The sequence below is a fragment of the Anaerocaecibacter muris genome (assembly GCF_943192945.1).
Lineage (GTDB): Bacteria > Bacillota > Clostridia > Christensenellales > Pumilibacteraceae > Anaerocaecibacter > Anaerocaecibacter muris.
In genome coordinates this window covers 161,495-177,768 of sequence record NZ_CALPCE010000002.1, presented here as the reverse complement: position 1 = coordinate 177,768, position 16,274 = coordinate 161,495, and the positions used below count along the sequence as shown (strand labels likewise).

Sequence of the window (16,274 nt, the reverse complement as noted above, 5' to 3'; positions counted from 1 at the left end):
GCGCACGCGGTTGAGTTTGTCGGCGCAAAATCAGTCAATTTTTGCGGTGCAACGATTTTTTCCGCAACATAAAACGCCGCGACGGGCGCGGCGCAAATTGCGAACTGTTTATTCTATTTATCGCGGAGCGCGGGCAACATTGCGGATCGCGCTTCGCGCACGGCTTGACGATAGTACTTGTTGGGCTTTTTGATGTCGGCGACAAGCGGGTTGCGCCATGCAAACGGCACAAGCTCCTCCGCGCCGCCCACCCAAATAGGCTCGTCGAGCGGGCGTTTTAACTGCTCCAACATCAGCTTTATGCTTTCGCTCTCGGCGCGTTCCGCCGTTTCGGACACCGCGGCGATTTCCAGCTCGACGGTTTTTACCTTTGCCGATGTCTTGGCTGTGCGGCGCGGCGCGCCGTCGCGCTTGCTCGCGGCGGAAGTTTTTTCTTTCAGTCTGCCCTTGGCTTCCCTGTACATTTCGGCTTTGGTTTTGGGCAACACGACCTCGGGTATTTCGTCGATTGTGACGGCTACCCGTTGTTGCGTTTTCGATTTTGTTTTGCCTACGTCGTACTTGGGTTCGTACTCCATTTCCGGCACAACCAAATCGTCCAAAATCTGATCGATAGTCTTTGCCATTTATTCCTCGGACAAAAGCGGTTACAGGGCGACGGCTTTTACAACAGCTAAAAAGATTAAAACCGTTAAAGCGGTTGTTGCGCGGAGTCCGACGCGATAGGCGCGTCGAAGTCCGAAAACTTGTTTTTGTTTTTGTTGAGTATGAATTTTAGTTTTTGCACGTCCGACTTGGCGACCTTAAACGGCGTCGTGAGCCGCCGAAGCGTGGAAAACGTGTTCTTATCGGACGACAGCACCAAAATGCCCTGCTCCTCGTCTATTATATAGTCGCGCACCTGATGCCAGTCGAGCATGTCGAAGTTGGTATACACGCCCTTATCGACTACCGCATTTTTACTGACGCCGAGCGTTATTATAAACGCTTCCGAAGCTATCAATACAATAAGCGCGAACATGAGCGCGATATTCGTGTGCAACCGACCCACGCCGAAAATTTTATTAAACTCGGTCACGCTGGGCGCGGCGGGATCCGCCATTTGCATGACGGTGTAGAATATGAGAAAACCGATAATCACCGCGAACACCCAATAGAAAATCTTGCGCGTTTTAAGCTCGACAAGCGTAATCGAGTGATACAGCTTTATCTGGCGAATAATCAGCTTGACGGACTTTTCTATAAGCACCGCCGAACAGCCGCACGCGATTATTGCGGTGACAATCACCGTGACCAAATATCTCGTCATGCCGATTATTATATAGCATATTCGCCGAATTGTCAAGCGGTGAAAAAGCGGCGGTCGGTTGTTTATGCCGCTCGCCGCTTTTTCTGTCGATTATCGCTATTGTATTTTACGCGTTATTTGAAATACTTGACGCCCGATTCAAACAGCCGCATATCCGTTTTGGCGTAACATTCCGCGGTGTTTTTGAGCACAAATTCGCCGACACGCTCGCTGTGACCCATTTTGCCGAACACCCTGCCGTCGGGACTTGTTATGCCCTCGATGGCGAGCACCGATCCGTTGGGGTTGTACGGGCTTATCATGGTTGCATGCCCGTCGGGGTCGCAATACTGCGTCGCTACTTGCCCGTTGCGCACCAACTCGTCGATTACCGTGCTATCCGCAAAGAACTTGCCCTCGCCGTGCGACACGGGAACTTGATACACGTCGCCGACGTTAAGTCCGCACAGCCACGGGCTTAAATTTGAACACACGCGAATATCCGCAAGCGTGGACACGTGTCTGCCTATATTATTAAACGTGAGTACGGGGTCGGTCTTGCGCGGCGCGTGGATATGTCCGCTCGGCAACAGTCCGAGCTTGACAAGTGCTTGGAACCCGTTGCAAATGCCCATAGCCAGTCCGTCGCGCTCGTACAGCATTTTTTCTATCGCTTCGGCTACCGCGGGATTGGACAGGAACGCGGCGATAAATTTCGCGCTTCCGTCCGGCTCGTCGCCGCCCGAGAATCCGCCGGGGAGCGCGAGAATTTTGCTCGTGCCGAGCGACTTTGCCATTGCTTTGACGCACTCTTCCACGTCCTGCGGAGTGCGATTGCGCACAACAAAAATTTCCGCTTGCGCGCCCGCCGCCTCGAACTTGCGCGCTGTGTCTATTTCGCAGTTGGTGCCCGGGAACACGGGAATAAACACTTTGACTTTGGCTTTTTTGCCCGCGGCGCACTTGCCCTTGCCCGTCTGTTTTTTGGCGGGAAGTTTAACGCCTTGCGTATACGACACGTCGGTCGCCTCGCCGCTTGCGGGCGCGGTTGTGGGATACACGCCCTCGAACACGTCGGTAAAGCTCGCCGACAGCTTTGCGCCGTCCGCTTCCTTGCCGTCGAAAATTATGTCGCTGTCGTCCGCCGTGCGCGTAATATTCGCGCCGAACAGGAATTTTCCGTCGTCCGTCGTCACGCCCAAGAACGCGAGGTCGTAACCGAAAAAGTCGTCGCCCGTGCGCGCCGCGAACACTATATCGCCCTCGCTCTCCTCGAACAGATCCCTGTCCGCGGACGCGAACGCAAAGCCCAAGCCGTTGCCGAAACACGATTTTATTACAGTCGCCGCCGCGCCGCCGCGTTCCACGACCGCCGCAGCGGTTACGTTTTGCCTGCCGATTTCGCCCGCGAGCAACATCAAAAAGTCGTTGAGGTTGTCGAAGTCCGGCACGCCGTACTCGTCGCGTTTTAGTTTGTATCTGTACACGCGCTCGCCGCCCGCTTTGAACGTATTGTCCGCGACGACCGCGCTGTCCGCAACGCCGCACCCGAACGCTATGAGCGTGGGCGGCACGGAAATTTTTTCAAACGTGCCCGACATGGAGTCCTTGCCGCCTATCGCCGCGCGTTTGAGTTTTATTTGCGCCGTCAACGCGCCGAGCAGCGCGGACATGGGCGCGCCCCATTTTTCGGAGTCCGTGCACCGCGCAAAAAATTCCTGCATCGTCAAGTAAATGTTTTCCGGTCGCACGCCCGCCGCGGCAAGTTTTTCCACCGCGAGGATTACCGAGTACATACCGCCTACGAACGGGGATTCGGGCAATACCGCCGATAACCCGTGCGAGCAAACCGTGCAAAAATCGGTGTCCGCGGGCAATTTTGCCGCCATTATCTCGGTGGGCGTAAGCTGACGCTTGCCGCCGAACGGCATGAACACGCTGTTCGCGCCGATAGTCGAGTCAAACATTTCGCCCAAACCTTTCTGCGAGCACACGTTATAGTCCGACAGTATGTCGCACATGAGCGACGTATAGTCGCCCTTGTTGTAAAGCGCGGCGCGCTTGGCGTTGAGCGATCCGAAATATCCGACCTTGGGGTCTTTTATAAGCGCGGTGGCTTCCTGCCGCACGCCATTGCTGTCCAAAAATTTGCGTTCGAGATCGACGATAAGATTGCCGTCGAGATACATTCTCATTCTGTCGGTGTCGGTGACTTTGGCGATAACCGTCGCGTCCGTGTTTTCCTTGTGACAGAGCGCGGTAAACTTGTCCAAGTCCTCCGCTTTGATGACCACCGCCATGCGCTCTTGACTTTCGGATATGGCAAGCTCGGTCGCGGACAGACCCGCGTACTTTTTGGGCACTGCGCCCAGCTCTATATCCAGTCCCGCCGCAAGCTCGCCCACGGCGACAGCCACGCCGCCCGCGCCGAAGTCGTTGCAACGCTTTATAAGCCGAGTAAACTCGCCGTTGCGCATGAGCCGTTGCAGTTTGCGTTCTATCGGCGCATTGCCTTTTTGTACTTCCGCGCCGCAAGTTTCTATGGAGTGCGCGTCGTGGGGTTTGGACGAACCCGTTGCGCCGCCGCAACCGTCTCTGCCCGTTTCCCCGCCGATAAGCACGACTATATCGCCCGCTTGCGGCACTTCGCGCACGACGTTTTGCGCGGGGGTCGCGCCTACTACAAAGCCCGTTTCCAGCCGCTTTGCCGCATAGCCCGCATGGTAGTATTCGCGCACTTCGCCCGTCGCAAGCCCTATCTGATTGCCGTAAGACGAATAGCCTTTTGCCGCGCGCTTGCTTATTACGCGTTGCGGCAGTTTGCCTTCGAGCGTTTTATCGAACGGCGCGTTGATGTCCGCCGCGCCCGTAATGCGCATTGCCTGATACACATACGCCCTGCCCGACAGCGGGTCGCGTATCGCGCCGCCCAAGCACGTCGCCGCGCCGCCGAACGGCTCGATTTCAGTCGGGTGGTTGTGCGTTTCGTTTTTAAACAGCACGTACCACGGTTCGACAGACCCGTCTTTCATTACAACGTCCTGCTTGATCGTGCACGCGTTGATTTCGGGCGAAATGTCCACCGCCGCCGCGTAACCGTTTTTGCGCAACACCTTTGCGCCGATTGTCGCAACGTCCATAAGCGACGGATACTTGTCGTCCCTGCCGTTATACATGAGATTGAACATATCCGTATAGTCGGCGTAAGCCTTTTCTATATGCGGGTTGTCCGATTTGATTTTTGTTTTTAACGCAGTCAGGAACGTCGTGTGCCGACAGTGATCCGACCAATACGTGTCTATGACTTTGAGTTCGGTATACGTCGGGTCGCGCCGCAGACTGCGGAAGTACGACTGCACGAACACAAGGTCGTCGAGGCTCATTGCAAAGCCCTGCTCCTTGTAGAACATGTTGAGCGCGATATACGGCTTGGTCGTAAAGCCCTCCACCATTTTTGCGGGTTCGGGCGGGGTGATTTTTTGTTCCAACGTCGTCGGTTTGTCGAGCGACGCGAGACGGCTTTCCACGGGATTGACAAGATAGTTTTTAATCGCGTCAATCTTTTTTTCGCTCGCGCGCACGGCGTACACCGTGGCGCAACGCACTTGCGGTCTGTCGCAGCCCAAAAGCAACTGCACGCAACTGCTCGCCGAGTCCGCGCGCTGGTCGAACTGCCCCGCAAGATATTCTATCGCAAACAGCTCGCCGTCCGTCGTCGGCAAGTCCTCGATATACACGTCGTCGGTCGCGGGCGTGGAAAACACGACGGGCACAGCCGCGGCAAACTGCTCGTTTGTAAGCCCCTCCACGTCGTAACGTATGAACGCGCGCGCGGCAACCGTTATGCCCAACGTTTCTTTAATGTCCGCGATTAGCGCGGCGTTGCTTGCTTGTCTTTCGGTGTAAATTCTTTTAATCATGATTGACCTTTTTATTGAGTACGTTTTACCGCTTTATCGTTTTGCGGCGGTTCGCCAATCACAGATTGGATTTTTTTCGTGTGTCGGCTTTAATTGGTTGTTTTACGTTTCACCCGAATAAGGATGGGTGGAAATGGCTGTGCCCGTCGGTCGAACGACGGGAAGTTATCTTTATGGATTGTGCTTATGTAATTAAAAGCACGCATTTATACAATTGCGTTTTACCGTTCGGCGAGCTTTGCGCCTATGTCCTTGCGGTAATAGCAATCCTCGAACTTGATTTTTCGGATATTGTCGTAAACCTTTTTGCGCGCGGTAGCAAAGTCGTCCGCCGCCGCCTGAACGCACAACACTCTGCCTCCGCTCGTGACAAGCCCGTCGTCGCCGCGCTTGACGCCCGCAAAAAATACGTTTACGTCGTTATCGACCTCGGTAAGCCCGCTTATGGGGCAACCTTTTTTGTAGCCGAGCGGATAGCCGCCGCTCGCAAGCACGACGTTTATCGACTTTTTGTCCGACCACTCGACCCGCATGCGGTCGAGCGTGCCGTCGATTACGGCGTTAAATATTTCGTAAAGGTCGGACTTTAACAGCGGCAATACGCTTTGCGTTTCGGGGTCGCCGAATCGCGCGTTGTATTCGAGCACGCGCACGTCGTCGCCGTCCACCATCAGTCCGAAATACAGCACGCCTTTAAAGGGCGCGCCCTCTTTTATCATGGCGGCGATTGTCGGCTCGACTACCGTCTTGACCGTTTTGTCAAGCAATTCTTTTGTGAATATCGGGCACGGCGAATATGCGCCCATGCCGCCCGTGTTAAGACCTTTGTCGCCGTCGAGCGCGCGCTTGTGATCGCAAGACGTGGGCATGAGTTTGTAATTGACGCCGTCTACAAAAGTCAACAGCGACACTTCGTAACCGGTCAAAAACTGTTCTATAACCACCTCGTTGCCTGCCGCGCCGAACTTTTTGTCGAGCATGATTTCATCGACCGCGGCAAGCGCCTCGGCTTCGTTTTGGCATATAATAACGCCCTTGCCGAGCGCAAGCCCGTCCGCCTTGACGACTACGGGGTATTTGCCCGATTTTACAAACGCTTTTGCCTGTTCCGTATCGGTAAACGCGCCGTATGCCGCGGTAGGAACGCCGTAGCGCCGCATAACGTCCTTGGCATAAGCCTTGGACCATTCGAGACGGGCGGCGGATTTGGTAGGTCCGAACGCGCGAAAACCGCGCTCGGTAAGCCTATCGACAAGCCCCATAGACAGCGGGTCATCCGGCGCGACGACGGTCATTTTTATATTGTCGTGCGCCGCGACATATTCGACGATTCCGTCTATATCCGTCGCGGACAAGCCCGTTTCTATGACGTTTGTACCCGCGTTGCACGGCGCGCCGTAAATCTTGCCGACGCGCTTGCTCTCGCGCAGTTTGGCTACTATCGCATGTTCGCGCCCGCCGCCGCCTACGACCAAAACGTCGTCGCCGTCGTATTCGAGTTCGCGCAAGTCCACGTACCGCGCAGTCGTCTTTACTGAATTTTCGGACATTTGTTCCTCCGAATAAGTCAAGTTTTCAGGTTTTAAAATAATGTGTAAATTTGATTGCGAATTTTATATGTCGCAAATAAGAGTGCGGAGAGCCGCGTCAGACGCGCAACAGTCGGCGAGCCGCCGAAGGGAGTGTAGACCCACCTACATGACCGAGGCGGCGAACCGAACGTAGCGCGTATCACGCGAGCTACACGCGCTCGTTAATGCAAACGCGCTCGAATTAGTGTTTGAAATGTCGATCGCCCACAAACACCATCGCAATCCCCGCGGCGTTCGCGGCTTTTACGGAGTCTTCGTCACGCAGACTGCCGCCTGGTTGGATTATGGCGGTAATGCCCGCTTCCGCCGCGACCGTTACGCAGTCGTCGAACGGGAAGAACGCGTCGCTCGCCATTACCGAGCCTTTGGCTTCGTCCGCCGCGTGTTCTATCGCCTGTTTCGCCGCCCAAATACGGTTGGTCTGCCCCATGCCTATGCCCGTCGTTCTGCCGTCTTTGCCTATGACTATGGCGTTGGATTTGGTGTGCTTTACTACCTTCCACGCGAACAGCATTGCTTCCACTTCTTCCGCGGTGGGTTTGCGGTCGGTGACTACGCCGTTGCCGTACACCGTTTTTGTCTTGCCGCTCGACAGCGTTTCGGTCTTGACCTCGGCGGGGGTTTCAAACAGCTTCCTGTCCTCGCCCGCTATAAGCGTTTCGTCGTACTGCTGAACAAGCAAGCCGCCGTACACTTTTTTCATGTCGTAAGCCGTGTTGTCGCGCTTCGCCGTGATGTTGTCAATCTGTAACAGGCGTATATTCTTTTTGCTTTCAAGGATTTCAAGCGCCTCTTTCGTGTAGTCGGACGCCATGACAATCTCGATAAATATTTTGTTGATTTCGGTCGCGGTGTCCTTGTCCACCGTGCCGTTTATTGCGAGTATTCCTCCGAACACAGACACGGGGTCGGAGTTGTATGCGCGCATATACGCTTCGTAAACGGACTTGCCCGTACCCACGCCGCAAGGGTTGGCGTGCTTGCACGCGACGACCGCAGGCGTGCCCGCGTATTCTTTTAACAGTTCCAACGCGCCGTTTGCGTCGTTGATGTTGTTGTACGACAGTTCCTTACCCCAAAGCTGTTTAGCCGCGGTGAGCGCACCCGCGCGCGCGGTCTGTTCCTTGTAGAACACCGCCGTTTGTTGCGGGTTTTCGCCGTATCGCAATTCCTGCGCCTTGTCGTATGCAAAGGTGATGTGCTCGGGGAATTCTATGCCCAAAAGCCGTTGCATGTACGACGAAATAAGCGAGTCGTATGCCGCGGTATGGCGGTAAACTTTGTACGACAGGCTCAATCTGAACGTCTGATCGTCCGTGCCCTTTTCTATGCGGTCAAGCACTTCCGCATAGTCGGCGGGTTCGCACACGACAAGCACGTCGCGGTAGTTCTTTGCCGCGCTGCGCAGCATGGTCGGTCCGCCTATGTCTATGTTTTCGATAGCTTCTTCGAGTGTGACGTTAGGCTTTTCGATAGTCTGCTTGAACGGATACAGGTTGACCGCAACGAGGTCTATTGTGCGATAGCCCATTTCTTTGAGGCTGTCCATGTGCTCTTTTTCGTCGCGGCGCGCAAGCAAACCCGCGTGCACTGCGGGGTGCAGGGTTTTAACGCGTCCGTCGAGGCACTCTTTAAAACCCGTCACGTCCGATATGGAAATCGCCTTTACGCCGTTGTCCAACAACGCTTTGAGCGTTCCGCCCGTCGAAACCACTTCGTAACCGAGCGTTTCGAGCTTTTTGCAAAACTCGACTACTCCCGTTTTGTCGCTCACGCTGACAAGCGCGCGCTTTGTCGCTTTTACTGCCATTTTTATATCTCCCGTAATGGTTATTATCCTATGAGTTTAAAATACTCGACGACGTTCTTGCCGCTCTTGACGGCAAGGTCGTAGTTTTCGCCGTTGTGCGTAAAGCACACGCGCTTTTTAAAAAGTCCGCTTTTGACCGTAAGATTTTCCAGCTTGTCTATCGAATCCGAAAAGACCTTCGTCGGCGGATTGCCCGCGGCGAGCGTGACCACTTCGCCGTTTACGCACAAATATTTTACGCCGTCCGAGCAAGCGACTTCCGCCGCCAAGCCCGCTTCGTCGGCATAGCCGTTTTCTATCAACGCCGTAAGCGTTTCGCGTTCCATAATTATTCGCTCCCGATTGTTATTCTTCGTCTTCCTCGACGACAGGTTCGTCCTCTTGCGCGCATAGCATTGCGACAGCCTCCACCAACAGCGGGTGCTCTATCTGTTCGAGTATGCGCTTTTGCAGGCTTTCGGGCGTGTCGTCGGGCAGGACGTCCAGCGACCGCTGTAAAATAATCGCGCCCGCGTCGATCTCCTTGACCGAATAATGCACCGTCGCGCCGCTAACCGTTTCGCCCGCTTCGATTACCGCTTTATGCACGTTTAGCCCGTACATGCCTTTGCCGCCGAACTTTGGCAACAGCGCGGGATGTATGTTTATTATCTTGCCCGCGTACCAGTCCAACAGCGGGTCGGTGAGTATGCCGAGGTAGCCCGCAAGCACTATCAAGTCCACGCCGTACCTTACGCAGATTTCGCGCACCGCCGTGTCGCGAGCCTCTTCCGTTCTGTACGCGTACTTTGCGCACACGTAACAGTCTATGCCCGCTTGCCGCGCGCGCTCAATGCCGAACGCCCTGTCGTTGCTCGCTATCGCAACGACGATACGTCCGTCGAACGCGCCGTTCTTTTGCCCGTCAATCAGCGCCTGAAAATCGGTGCCGTTGCCCGAAAACATTACAGCTATATTTTTCATTTTTTTCCTTGCGTTATGCCGTGTTTGTTTGTCTGTTCCGTTATGCGATTGCTCGCCGCGACGTTAAAGTATAACGCCGTTGCCGCTTACCGTTTCGCCGATAATGTACGCTTTTTCGCCTATCGCGTTGGCACGCTTGACAAACGAGTCCGCCGCGTCCGCGCGCACCGCCGCGACCATGCCGATACCCATGTTGAACGTGTTGTAAAGCTCCGCGTCCGAGAGGCGGGATTTTTCCGCCAAAAGACCGAAAATATCGGGGCGCGGGAAAGACTTGACGTCCACTTTGCAACCCACGCCGTCGGGGAATATGCGCGGGATATTTTCTATAAACCCGCCGCCCGTGATGTTGGCAAGTCCCAAAATATCGAACTCCGCCGCGAGCGCAAGCACGTTTTTGACATATATGCGCGTGGGCGTGAGTATTGCGTCGAGCAACGATCTGCCGAGCGACTTGTCCGCGTCCAATTTTTCCACGTCCTCGCCCAACAGCCTGCGCACAAGCGAGAATCCGTTGGAGTGAAGCCCGCTCGACGCAAGCCCCACAAGCGCGCAACCGGGCGTGATTGTTTGCCCGTTGATTATTTTGTCGCGCTTGACTATGCCGACCGAAAAGCCCGCGAGGTCGTATTCGCCCGCGCCGTACATGGACGGCATTTCCGCCGTTTCGCCGCCGACAAGCGCGCAACCCGCTTGGTTGCAACCGTCGGCAACGCCCTTTACAACGTCCGCCACCACGTCGGGGTTTATCCGTCCCGTCGCTATGTAGTCCAAAAACAACAGCGGCTTTGCGCCCTGACAAACGATGTCGTTGACGCACATCGCCACACAGTCGATGCCGACAGTGTCGTTGCGCCCCGACAAAAACGCGTATTTGAGCTTTGTGCCCACGCCGTCAGTGCCCGCGACGAGCACGTCGCCGTTCTCGCCGTCGAGCGAGTAGAACCCGCCGAAACTGCCCAGTCCTTGCAACACGTTCTTGTTGAAAGTCGAAGCGGCATGCGCTTTTATCTTTGCAACCGACTGATAGCCGCGGTTTACGTCCACGCCCGCATCGGCGTAAGTGATTTTCTTGTTGTCGTCCATATAAGTATCCTTGTAGTGGTTATTTGCTTTTTTTTGTTTTAACGGCTGTCGCCGCGCTATCGCGCGCGATATTTTTGCAATGTTTAATCTCAATGCGTTTTCCGCGGTTGCGCTTATCCGTGCGCCGCAACGCGGTTTGCCTCGACGCGTCCGCGACGGCGCGTTCGCCTGTAAATTTATAAAGCGCGTAATCGTACACTACGCGCTTAAAAAGATTATTTCAGTCCTATGCGGCGCATCATTTCGTGGTATGCGCCCTCGACGCCGCCCATGTCGCGGCGGAATCTGTCTTTATCCAGCTTTTCTTTTGTCTTGCTGTCCCAGAACCTGCACGTGTCGGGGCTGATTTCGTCGGCGAGTATTATCTTGCCTTTGTATCTGCCGAATTCTATCTTGAAATCGACGAGGTCAACGCCCACGCCCGCAAAGAATTTTTTGAGTATTTCGTTTATTTTGCGCGCCATGCTCTCTATCTGTTCGAGCTCGGCTTGGGTCGCCCAGCCGAACGCAAGCGCATGATCGGAGTTTATCATGGGGTCGCCCAGTTCGTCCGATTTGTAGTACAGTTCCAAAATCGGCATGGACGGGATTGCGCCCTCCGGCAAGCCCGTGCGCTTGGACAGAGAACCCGCGACCACGTTGCGCATTATGACTTCGAGCGGAACTATTTGCACGTGCTTGACAAGCGTGTCGCTGTCCGACAGCTCCTCGACGTAATGCGTTTCTATTCCCTCTTTGGCGAGCAAGCCCATGAGGTAGTTGCTCATGCGGTTGTTTATTACGCCCTTGCCGACGATAGTGCCTTTTTTAAGACCGTTGAACGCCGTCGCGTCGTCCTTGTAGCTGACGATGACCAAGTCGGGATCGCTCGTTGCAAACACCTTTTTGGCTTTGCCCTCGTAAAGCTGTTCTTTTTGCTCCGCTTTCATTTATGTATCTCCTTGAAATGCAGGTTATTTATCGAGTTGTTTTTGTAAGTCCGCGTCGTCGGCAAGCGTTTTTACGCGCATGTCCTCGACGTATTTTTCGTACTTTTCAGCGAGCGCGTCGTCGGTTGCCGCGAGCATGCGCACGCAGAACAGCGCGGCGTTTACGCCTGCGTTTACGCCCATAACCGCGACGGGCACGCCGCTCGGCATGGGCAGTATGGACAGCACGCTGTCCAGTCCGTCGAGAAAAGACGTCGATACGGGCAACGCGACTACGGGCAACGTCGTCGCCGCCGCGAGCACACCGCCGAGGTGCGCGGCTTTACCCGCCACCGCTATTATCGCGCCGTAACCGTTTTTACGCGCGTCGCGCGCGAAACCTATCGCCTCGTCGGGCGTGCGGTGCGCGGAAAGTACACGCGCGGTATATTCCACGCCGAATTTATCGAGCGTATCCAATACGGGCTTTACTTTGTCGAAGTCGGACTTCGACCCCATTACTACTGCTATCTTGCGCATACGATTATCCTCGCTTGCAAAAAAGCCGCGACCGCGCGCGCCGCGCAATGCTTACGGCTCTTTCGCCTGTTTAATTATACTACTTCCGCCGACTGTTGTCAATCGTACAAGCGCATTTTGACCGTATTTGATAACGCCTATTGTCCGCGCAATTCGCGCAAAACCATATTGCATTGTGCCAAAACTCTTGACTATGCTTCGCGCATAATATATAATATAAAGTATCAATGCCTGTCAAACGGAGTATTTATGCAGTTACTTACAAGTTCTATTTGCAAGCAGGGCGGTCGCGAATACAATCAGGATTATCTCGACCTCGCCGTTGCGAGCGACGGCGCATGCCTCGTCGTGTGCGACGGGCTCGGCTCGTATTACGGCAGCGAGGTCGCAAGCCGTATTTGCTCGACAAAAATCATAGAGGCGTACTCGCAGGTCAAACAGCTCGACCCCGAACGCGCCGTAAAACCCGAATACTGCCAAAGTTACGTTCAGTCCGCGCACAACCGCGTCGTTGACGAAAAGGAACGCAACCCCAAAATTCGCTCGTCTTGCACGACCGTCGCTTGCGTAACCACCGACTACAAAACAACGGTTATTTCGCACATAGGCGACACTCGCGTTTATCTGTTTAAAAACAACAAACTGCATTTCCAGACCAAGGATCACTCTCTGTCGCAGATTGCCGTCGAAATGGGCAGAATCCCGTTGCGCGATATTCGGTCGGATAAGGACCAGAACAAACTGACGCGCGTGCTCGGCTCGGATTACTATATTCCGCCCGACTGCGATATTTACAATACCCCGCTCGCCGTAGGCGACGCGTTTATCCTGTGCACGGACGGGTTTTGGGAATACGTGTACGAAGAGGAAATGGAAGAGGATTTGGCGTCCTCGTCCACGCCCGAAGAGGCGCTGGTCAAAATGGAACAGCGTTTGCTCGCGCGCGTGACCAAATACAACGACAACTATTCCGCTATAGTCGCAATGGTTCGCGACTGATTTACCCATGGCAAGAATTCGCACTAACAAAAACATTTGCATGTACTGCTTCGGCGACCTCGATTCCAACCGCGTGTGCATGAACTGTCATCACAAGGCGGACGACACGCCGTCGCCGCCGCACCACCTGCCCCAGCGCACCGTTATCGGCACGCAAAACAGATACCTCGTCGGCAAAGCGCTCGGCGAAGGCGGGTTCGGCATTACTTACCTTGCGTGGGATTTACAGCAAGGTATTAAAGTCGCGCTAAAAGAATACTTTCCGTCGGGCTATGTTACGCGTGTCGCGGGCAACAATCAGGTCATTATCAACTCCAAGCAGAACCAAGCCGCGAGCAACCGCGGTCTTAAACGGTTTGTAGAGGAAGCGCGCGCGCTCGCCAAGATTAAAAACCTTGCGGGCGTGGTCAATGTCCGCGACTTCTTTTCGGCGAACGGCACGGCTTATATCGTCATGGAATTTCTCGACGGCGTGTCGCTCAAAAAGTATTTGCAACGCAAAGGCGGAAAAATAAGCGTTGACGAAGTGCTTACCATTATGCGCCCCGTCATGGATTCGCTTACGCAAGTACATAAGCTCGGGCTTATCCACCGCGATATTTCGCCCGACAATATACTCATCACCAAACAGAACGAAGTCAAACTGATAGACTTCGGCGCCGCCAAGTATTCCAACCCCGACGGCAGATCGCTTTCCATTGTTTTAAAACAGGGCTTCGCCCCGCCCGAACAGTACGACACGCACGGCGACCAAGGTCCGTGGACGGACGTGTACGCGCTGGGCGTGACCGTGTATTACGCTATTACCGGCACGCTTCCGCCCGAATCGATACGCGTCGTCATGGGCAAGGAAGCCATCAAACGCCCGTCGGAGCTGGGCATCGCCATCGACTTGGGCGTGGAGAACGCGCTTATGAAGTCGCTCGCCGTCGATAAGAAAAAGCGGTATCAGGACGTTCAGAGCATGATGAACGGGCTTTATAACCCGCGCGCGCCGCGAAAAGCAGTCAGCGCAGTCACCGCTCCCCCGTCCGCCGCGCCCAAAAAGACGGTAGTCGCGCGCACAGTTGCTATGGTTTCGACAGACAAGCCGACGGCAAAAGCCGAGCCCGCAAAACGCGACGCACGGGCAACGGCGACGACCGCGACAAAGCCGCCCGCGACAGAAACGCAAAAGCATATAGTAACGGGCACGCGCGTAGCCGTCCCGCCAAAAGCGGAAACGCCGACGGCGCAAGCCTCGACCCGAAAAGCAACCGCCAAAAGCGCGACGGAAGCGACCGCCCCCGAACAGAGCGGACGCAAAGTAATAGTCAAAACCCCGACCGCCAAATCGACGGCGACGGAAAAACAACCGCCCGCGGCAAAGCAATCGCCCGTCGCAACAACCAAACAGAAAACGACGGGCAGCATATTCTCCAAACTGTTCAAAAAGTAATAGAATAACCGTAAAGCGCAACGCGCGAGGCACAACCGCCCCGCGCGTTTTTATATTGCTTATGTCGCGTACTTAACTATTGAAAATACACAGCTTTACGATATAAGTAAAACTTTATTCGGGAATTGTAGGTTCCGGTTTATCGTTATCCGTAACAGTCGGTGCGACAGGCTCTTGCACCGAGGATTGTGCAAACGGTTCGGACGCTTCGACGGTTTCGGTTTCTGCGGTTGTTTCGGCGACTTCCTGTTGTTGATTATGGCGTTTACGCCCGAATAATTTTGACGTAATATTGTGAATATAATGCCGAAAATCCTTATTGAGCGCAACGACCGCCGCCGCTATACCGAATGAAAATGCGAGCGATATTGCGCCGTTGGCAAACAGTTCGCCCCATGTGTTGTTTATATTTAACAGTGAAAAATGAAGCGCGGTAAGCGCGCCCGCGAATATCACTATACACATATAATTGCGGATATAGTAATTTTTAGGGCTTTTTTTGAACGCGTATTTATATAGCACATGCGGTTCCACGACGTGACAAATCAAGAGATTTGTTATTATGGTCGCAACGATTACTCCGACGACAGCAAAATCGTCGCCCCATAAATATTTAAATAAATAAACAAAGCCTATCGATAATCCAATATTTATAATTCCTTCAACTATCGGTTTCCAACGGTCATAATAGAAAGTGCCGCTCGCATCTCTAAACAGTCCTACCGTAGACTTCATAAACTGAACAAAGTAATTCAATGTAATAACGAACGATACGGATTTTCGCAGTAGCAATTCCCCGCCGAAAAATAATGTTATAAGGTTATCAATCACCGAATAATATCCGAGGAAAAACACACAACCTATAATATAATTAAATACATAAAAAAAGTTACAATACCTATTTGAAGCATCGGCGTTTTCTTCTATAAACAAATGTCCTATGATAGACGTTAGAGGTGTAAAGAACAAAACGATAGTACCCGTCATAGCCGCCATAATCGTAGTGTAATTGGAATATTTGCCTAAAATCGCAACGCCGATAAACGATGATATGATTATGCTGTCAGCCGTATTCACAAGCACGTTGCCGATTTTATGCATAAACATTGCTTTGACATTTTTGACTACTTCGGCTTTTGTTTCTTGATCAATCTTTTGTTTATTTATTATGATCGCCTTATATTTTTTACGAGTAATAATTTCCGTAATCGTCCATTGAAAAATCACAGCTACACTGCGGCATACCAAATACCACACAAATGAGCTTGTCAGTATCAACAAAACTATTTGCAAAACATACTGCAATAACAACCCGCCCGAATTGATTGTGGTTGTAATATAATTATTTTTATAAGCATTTACCAGCGATATTTTTGCACTGAAAGCATATGTCAACACAACCGAGAACAACATCAACGCAAACGTTAAATATAGATTTACGTCAATAGCTTGATAATTTTTGGCAAAATACGGTAACAACGGCAATATAGCGCAACCGCTTACTGCTATTATCGCGCCTATTATTAAATATATCTTTTTAAATAAACAGTATAACGCCGAAACTTTATCGTTATTACCCTCGACTATCGGCTTATACATGCAGAACGTTATGGCTGTGCCTATTCCCAATTCAGCCACCGATAGAAATCCTATTATACTTAAAAAAAGCGCATTTAATCCGTTTACATCGTTTCCGATATAACGAATTAAATATCTACGCACCAAAATAT

Annotated in this window: 13 protein-coding genes; 2 read left to right on the top strand and 11 right to left on the bottom strand. The window is 53.1% G+C overall.

Translation table 11 applies throughout. The features are described 5' to 3' along the window. Positions 1-113: 113 nt before the first annotated feature. The 10 genes from NFR57_RS02420 to purE all read right to left on the bottom strand — a co-directional run bounded on the left by NFR57_RS02420 (position 114) and on the right by purE (position 12,107). The gene (locus NFR57_RS02420) at positions 114-626 is read right to left on the bottom strand and encodes a hypothetical protein (protein ID WP_251182242.1); all 513 of its coding nucleotides are present in this window, start codon (positions 624-626) and stop codon (positions 114-116) included. Between the two features lie 65 nt (positions 627-691). Then, positions 692-1,309: a DUF5673 domain-containing protein gene (locus NFR57_RS02415; protein ID WP_251182241.1), complete on the bottom strand. Its 618-nt coding sequence runs from the start codon at positions 1,307-1,309 to the stop codon at positions 692-694. Between the two features lie 113 nt (positions 1,310-1,422). Next, positions 1,423-5,208: a phosphoribosylformylglycinamidine synthase gene (locus tag NFR57_RS02410; RefSeq protein WP_251182240.1), complete on the bottom strand. Its 3,786-nt coding sequence runs from the start codon at positions 5,206-5,208 to the stop codon at positions 1,423-1,425. 221 nt (positions 5,209-5,429) lie between these two features. After that, complete coding sequence (gene purD, locus NFR57_RS02405; RefSeq protein WP_251182239.1) at positions 5,430-6,758, bottom strand: phosphoribosylamine--glycine ligase; 1,329 nt, start codon at positions 6,756-6,758, stop codon at positions 5,430-5,432. Positions 6,759-6,981: 223 nt separating this feature from the next. Next, positions 6,982-8,610, bottom strand: a complete 1,629-nt coding sequence (gene purH / locus NFR57_RS02400) for a bifunctional phosphoribosylaminoimidazolecarboxamide formyltransferase/IMP cyclohydrolase (RefSeq protein ID WP_251182238.1) — start codon at positions 8,608-8,610, stop codon at positions 6,982-6,984. 23 nt (positions 8,611-8,633) lie between these two features. Beyond that, positions 8,634-8,936: a hypothetical protein gene (locus tag NFR57_RS02395; protein WP_251182237.1), complete on the bottom strand. Its 303-nt coding sequence runs from the start codon at positions 8,934-8,936 to the stop codon at positions 8,634-8,636. A gap of 19 nt (positions 8,937-8,955) precedes the next feature. Continuing rightward, entirely contained in the window at positions 8,956-9,573 is a 618-nt protein-coding gene (purN, locus tag NFR57_RS02390; RefSeq protein WP_251182236.1) for a phosphoribosylglycinamide formyltransferase, read from the bottom strand. 63 nt (positions 9,574-9,636) lie between these two features. Next, the gene (gene purM, locus NFR57_RS02385; RefSeq protein ID WP_251182235.1) at positions 9,637-10,659 is read right to left on the bottom strand and encodes a phosphoribosylformylglycinamidine cyclo-ligase; all 1,023 of its coding nucleotides are present in this window, start codon (positions 10,657-10,659) and stop codon (positions 9,637-9,639) included. A gap of 215 nt (positions 10,660-10,874) precedes the next feature. Next, on the bottom strand, positions 10,875-11,588 hold the full coding sequence (gene purC / locus NFR57_RS02380; RefSeq protein WP_251182234.1) for a phosphoribosylaminoimidazolesuccinocarboxamide synthase: 714 nt from the start codon (positions 11,586-11,588) through the stop codon (positions 10,875-10,877). Positions 11,589-11,612: 24 nt separating this feature from the next. After that, complete coding sequence (gene purE / locus NFR57_RS02375; protein WP_251182233.1) at positions 11,613-12,107, bottom strand: 5-(carboxyamino)imidazole ribonucleotide mutase; 495 nt, start codon at positions 12,105-12,107, stop codon at positions 11,613-11,615. A 249-nt stretch (positions 12,108-12,356) separates the two neighbouring features. On the opposite strand from purE, the gene NFR57_RS02370 reads away from it, so the two are divergent. After that, entirely contained in the window at positions 12,357-13,106 is a 750-nt protein-coding gene (locus NFR57_RS02370; protein ID WP_251182232.1) for a PP2C family protein-serine/threonine phosphatase, read from the top strand. Positions 13,107-13,113: 7 nt separating this feature from the next. Beyond that, positions 13,114-14,544: a serine/threonine protein kinase gene (locus NFR57_RS02365; protein ID WP_251182231.1), complete on the top strand. Its 1,431-nt coding sequence runs from the start codon at positions 13,114-13,116 to the stop codon at positions 14,542-14,544. 114 nt (positions 14,545-14,658) lie between these two features. Here NFR57_RS02365 and NFR57_RS02360 read toward each other — a convergent pair whose 3' ends face one another. Next, on the bottom strand, positions 14,659-16,182 hold the full coding sequence (locus tag NFR57_RS02360) for a lipopolysaccharide biosynthesis protein (protein WP_251182230.1): 1,524 nt from the start codon (positions 16,180-16,182) through the stop codon (positions 14,659-14,661). Positions 16,183-16,274: the final 92 nt, after the last annotated feature.

Bases quoted from the DNA above. Each gene is read 5' to 3' on its own strand.
- NFR57_RS02420 (WP_251182242.1), bottom strand. From the start codon at position 626: ATGGCAAAGACTATCGATCAGATTTTGGACGATTTGGTTGTGCCGGAA.
- NFR57_RS02415 (WP_251182241.1), bottom strand. From the start codon at position 1,309: ATGACGAGATATTTGGTCACGGTGATTGTCACCGCAATAATCGCGTGC.
- NFR57_RS02410 (WP_251182240.1), bottom strand. From the start codon at position 5,208: ATGATTAAAAGAATTTACACCGAAAGACAAGCAAGCAACGCCGCGCTA.
- purD (WP_251182239.1), bottom strand. From the start codon at position 6,758: ATGTCCGAAAATTCAGTAAAGACGACTGCGCGGTACGTGGACTTGCGC.
- purH (WP_251182238.1), bottom strand. From the start codon at position 8,610: ATGGCAGTAAAAGCGACAAAGCGCGCGCTTGTCAGCGTGAGCGACAAA.
- NFR57_RS02395 (WP_251182237.1), bottom strand. From the start codon at position 8,936: ATGGAACGCGAAACGCTTACGGCGTTGATAGAAAACGGCTATGCCGAC.
- purN (WP_251182236.1), bottom strand. From the start codon at position 9,573: ATGAAAAATATAGCTGTAATGTTTTCGGGCAACGGCACCGATTTTCAG.
- purM (WP_251182235.1), bottom strand. From the start codon at position 10,659: ATGGACGACAACAAGAAAATCACTTACGCCGATGCGGGCGTGGACGTA.
- purC (WP_251182234.1), bottom strand. From the start codon at position 11,588: ATGAAAGCGGAGCAAAAAGAACAGCTTTACGAGGGCAAAGCCAAAAAG.
- purE (WP_251182233.1), bottom strand. From the start codon at position 12,107: ATGCGCAAGATAGCAGTAGTAATGGGGTCGAAGTCCGACTTCGACAAA.
- NFR57_RS02370 (WP_251182232.1), top strand. From the start codon at position 12,357: ATGCAGTTACTTACAAGTTCTATTTGCAAGCAGGGCGGTCGCGAATAC.
- NFR57_RS02365 (WP_251182231.1), top strand. From the start codon at position 13,114: ATGGCAAGAATTCGCACTAACAAAAACATTTGCATGTACTGCTTCGGC.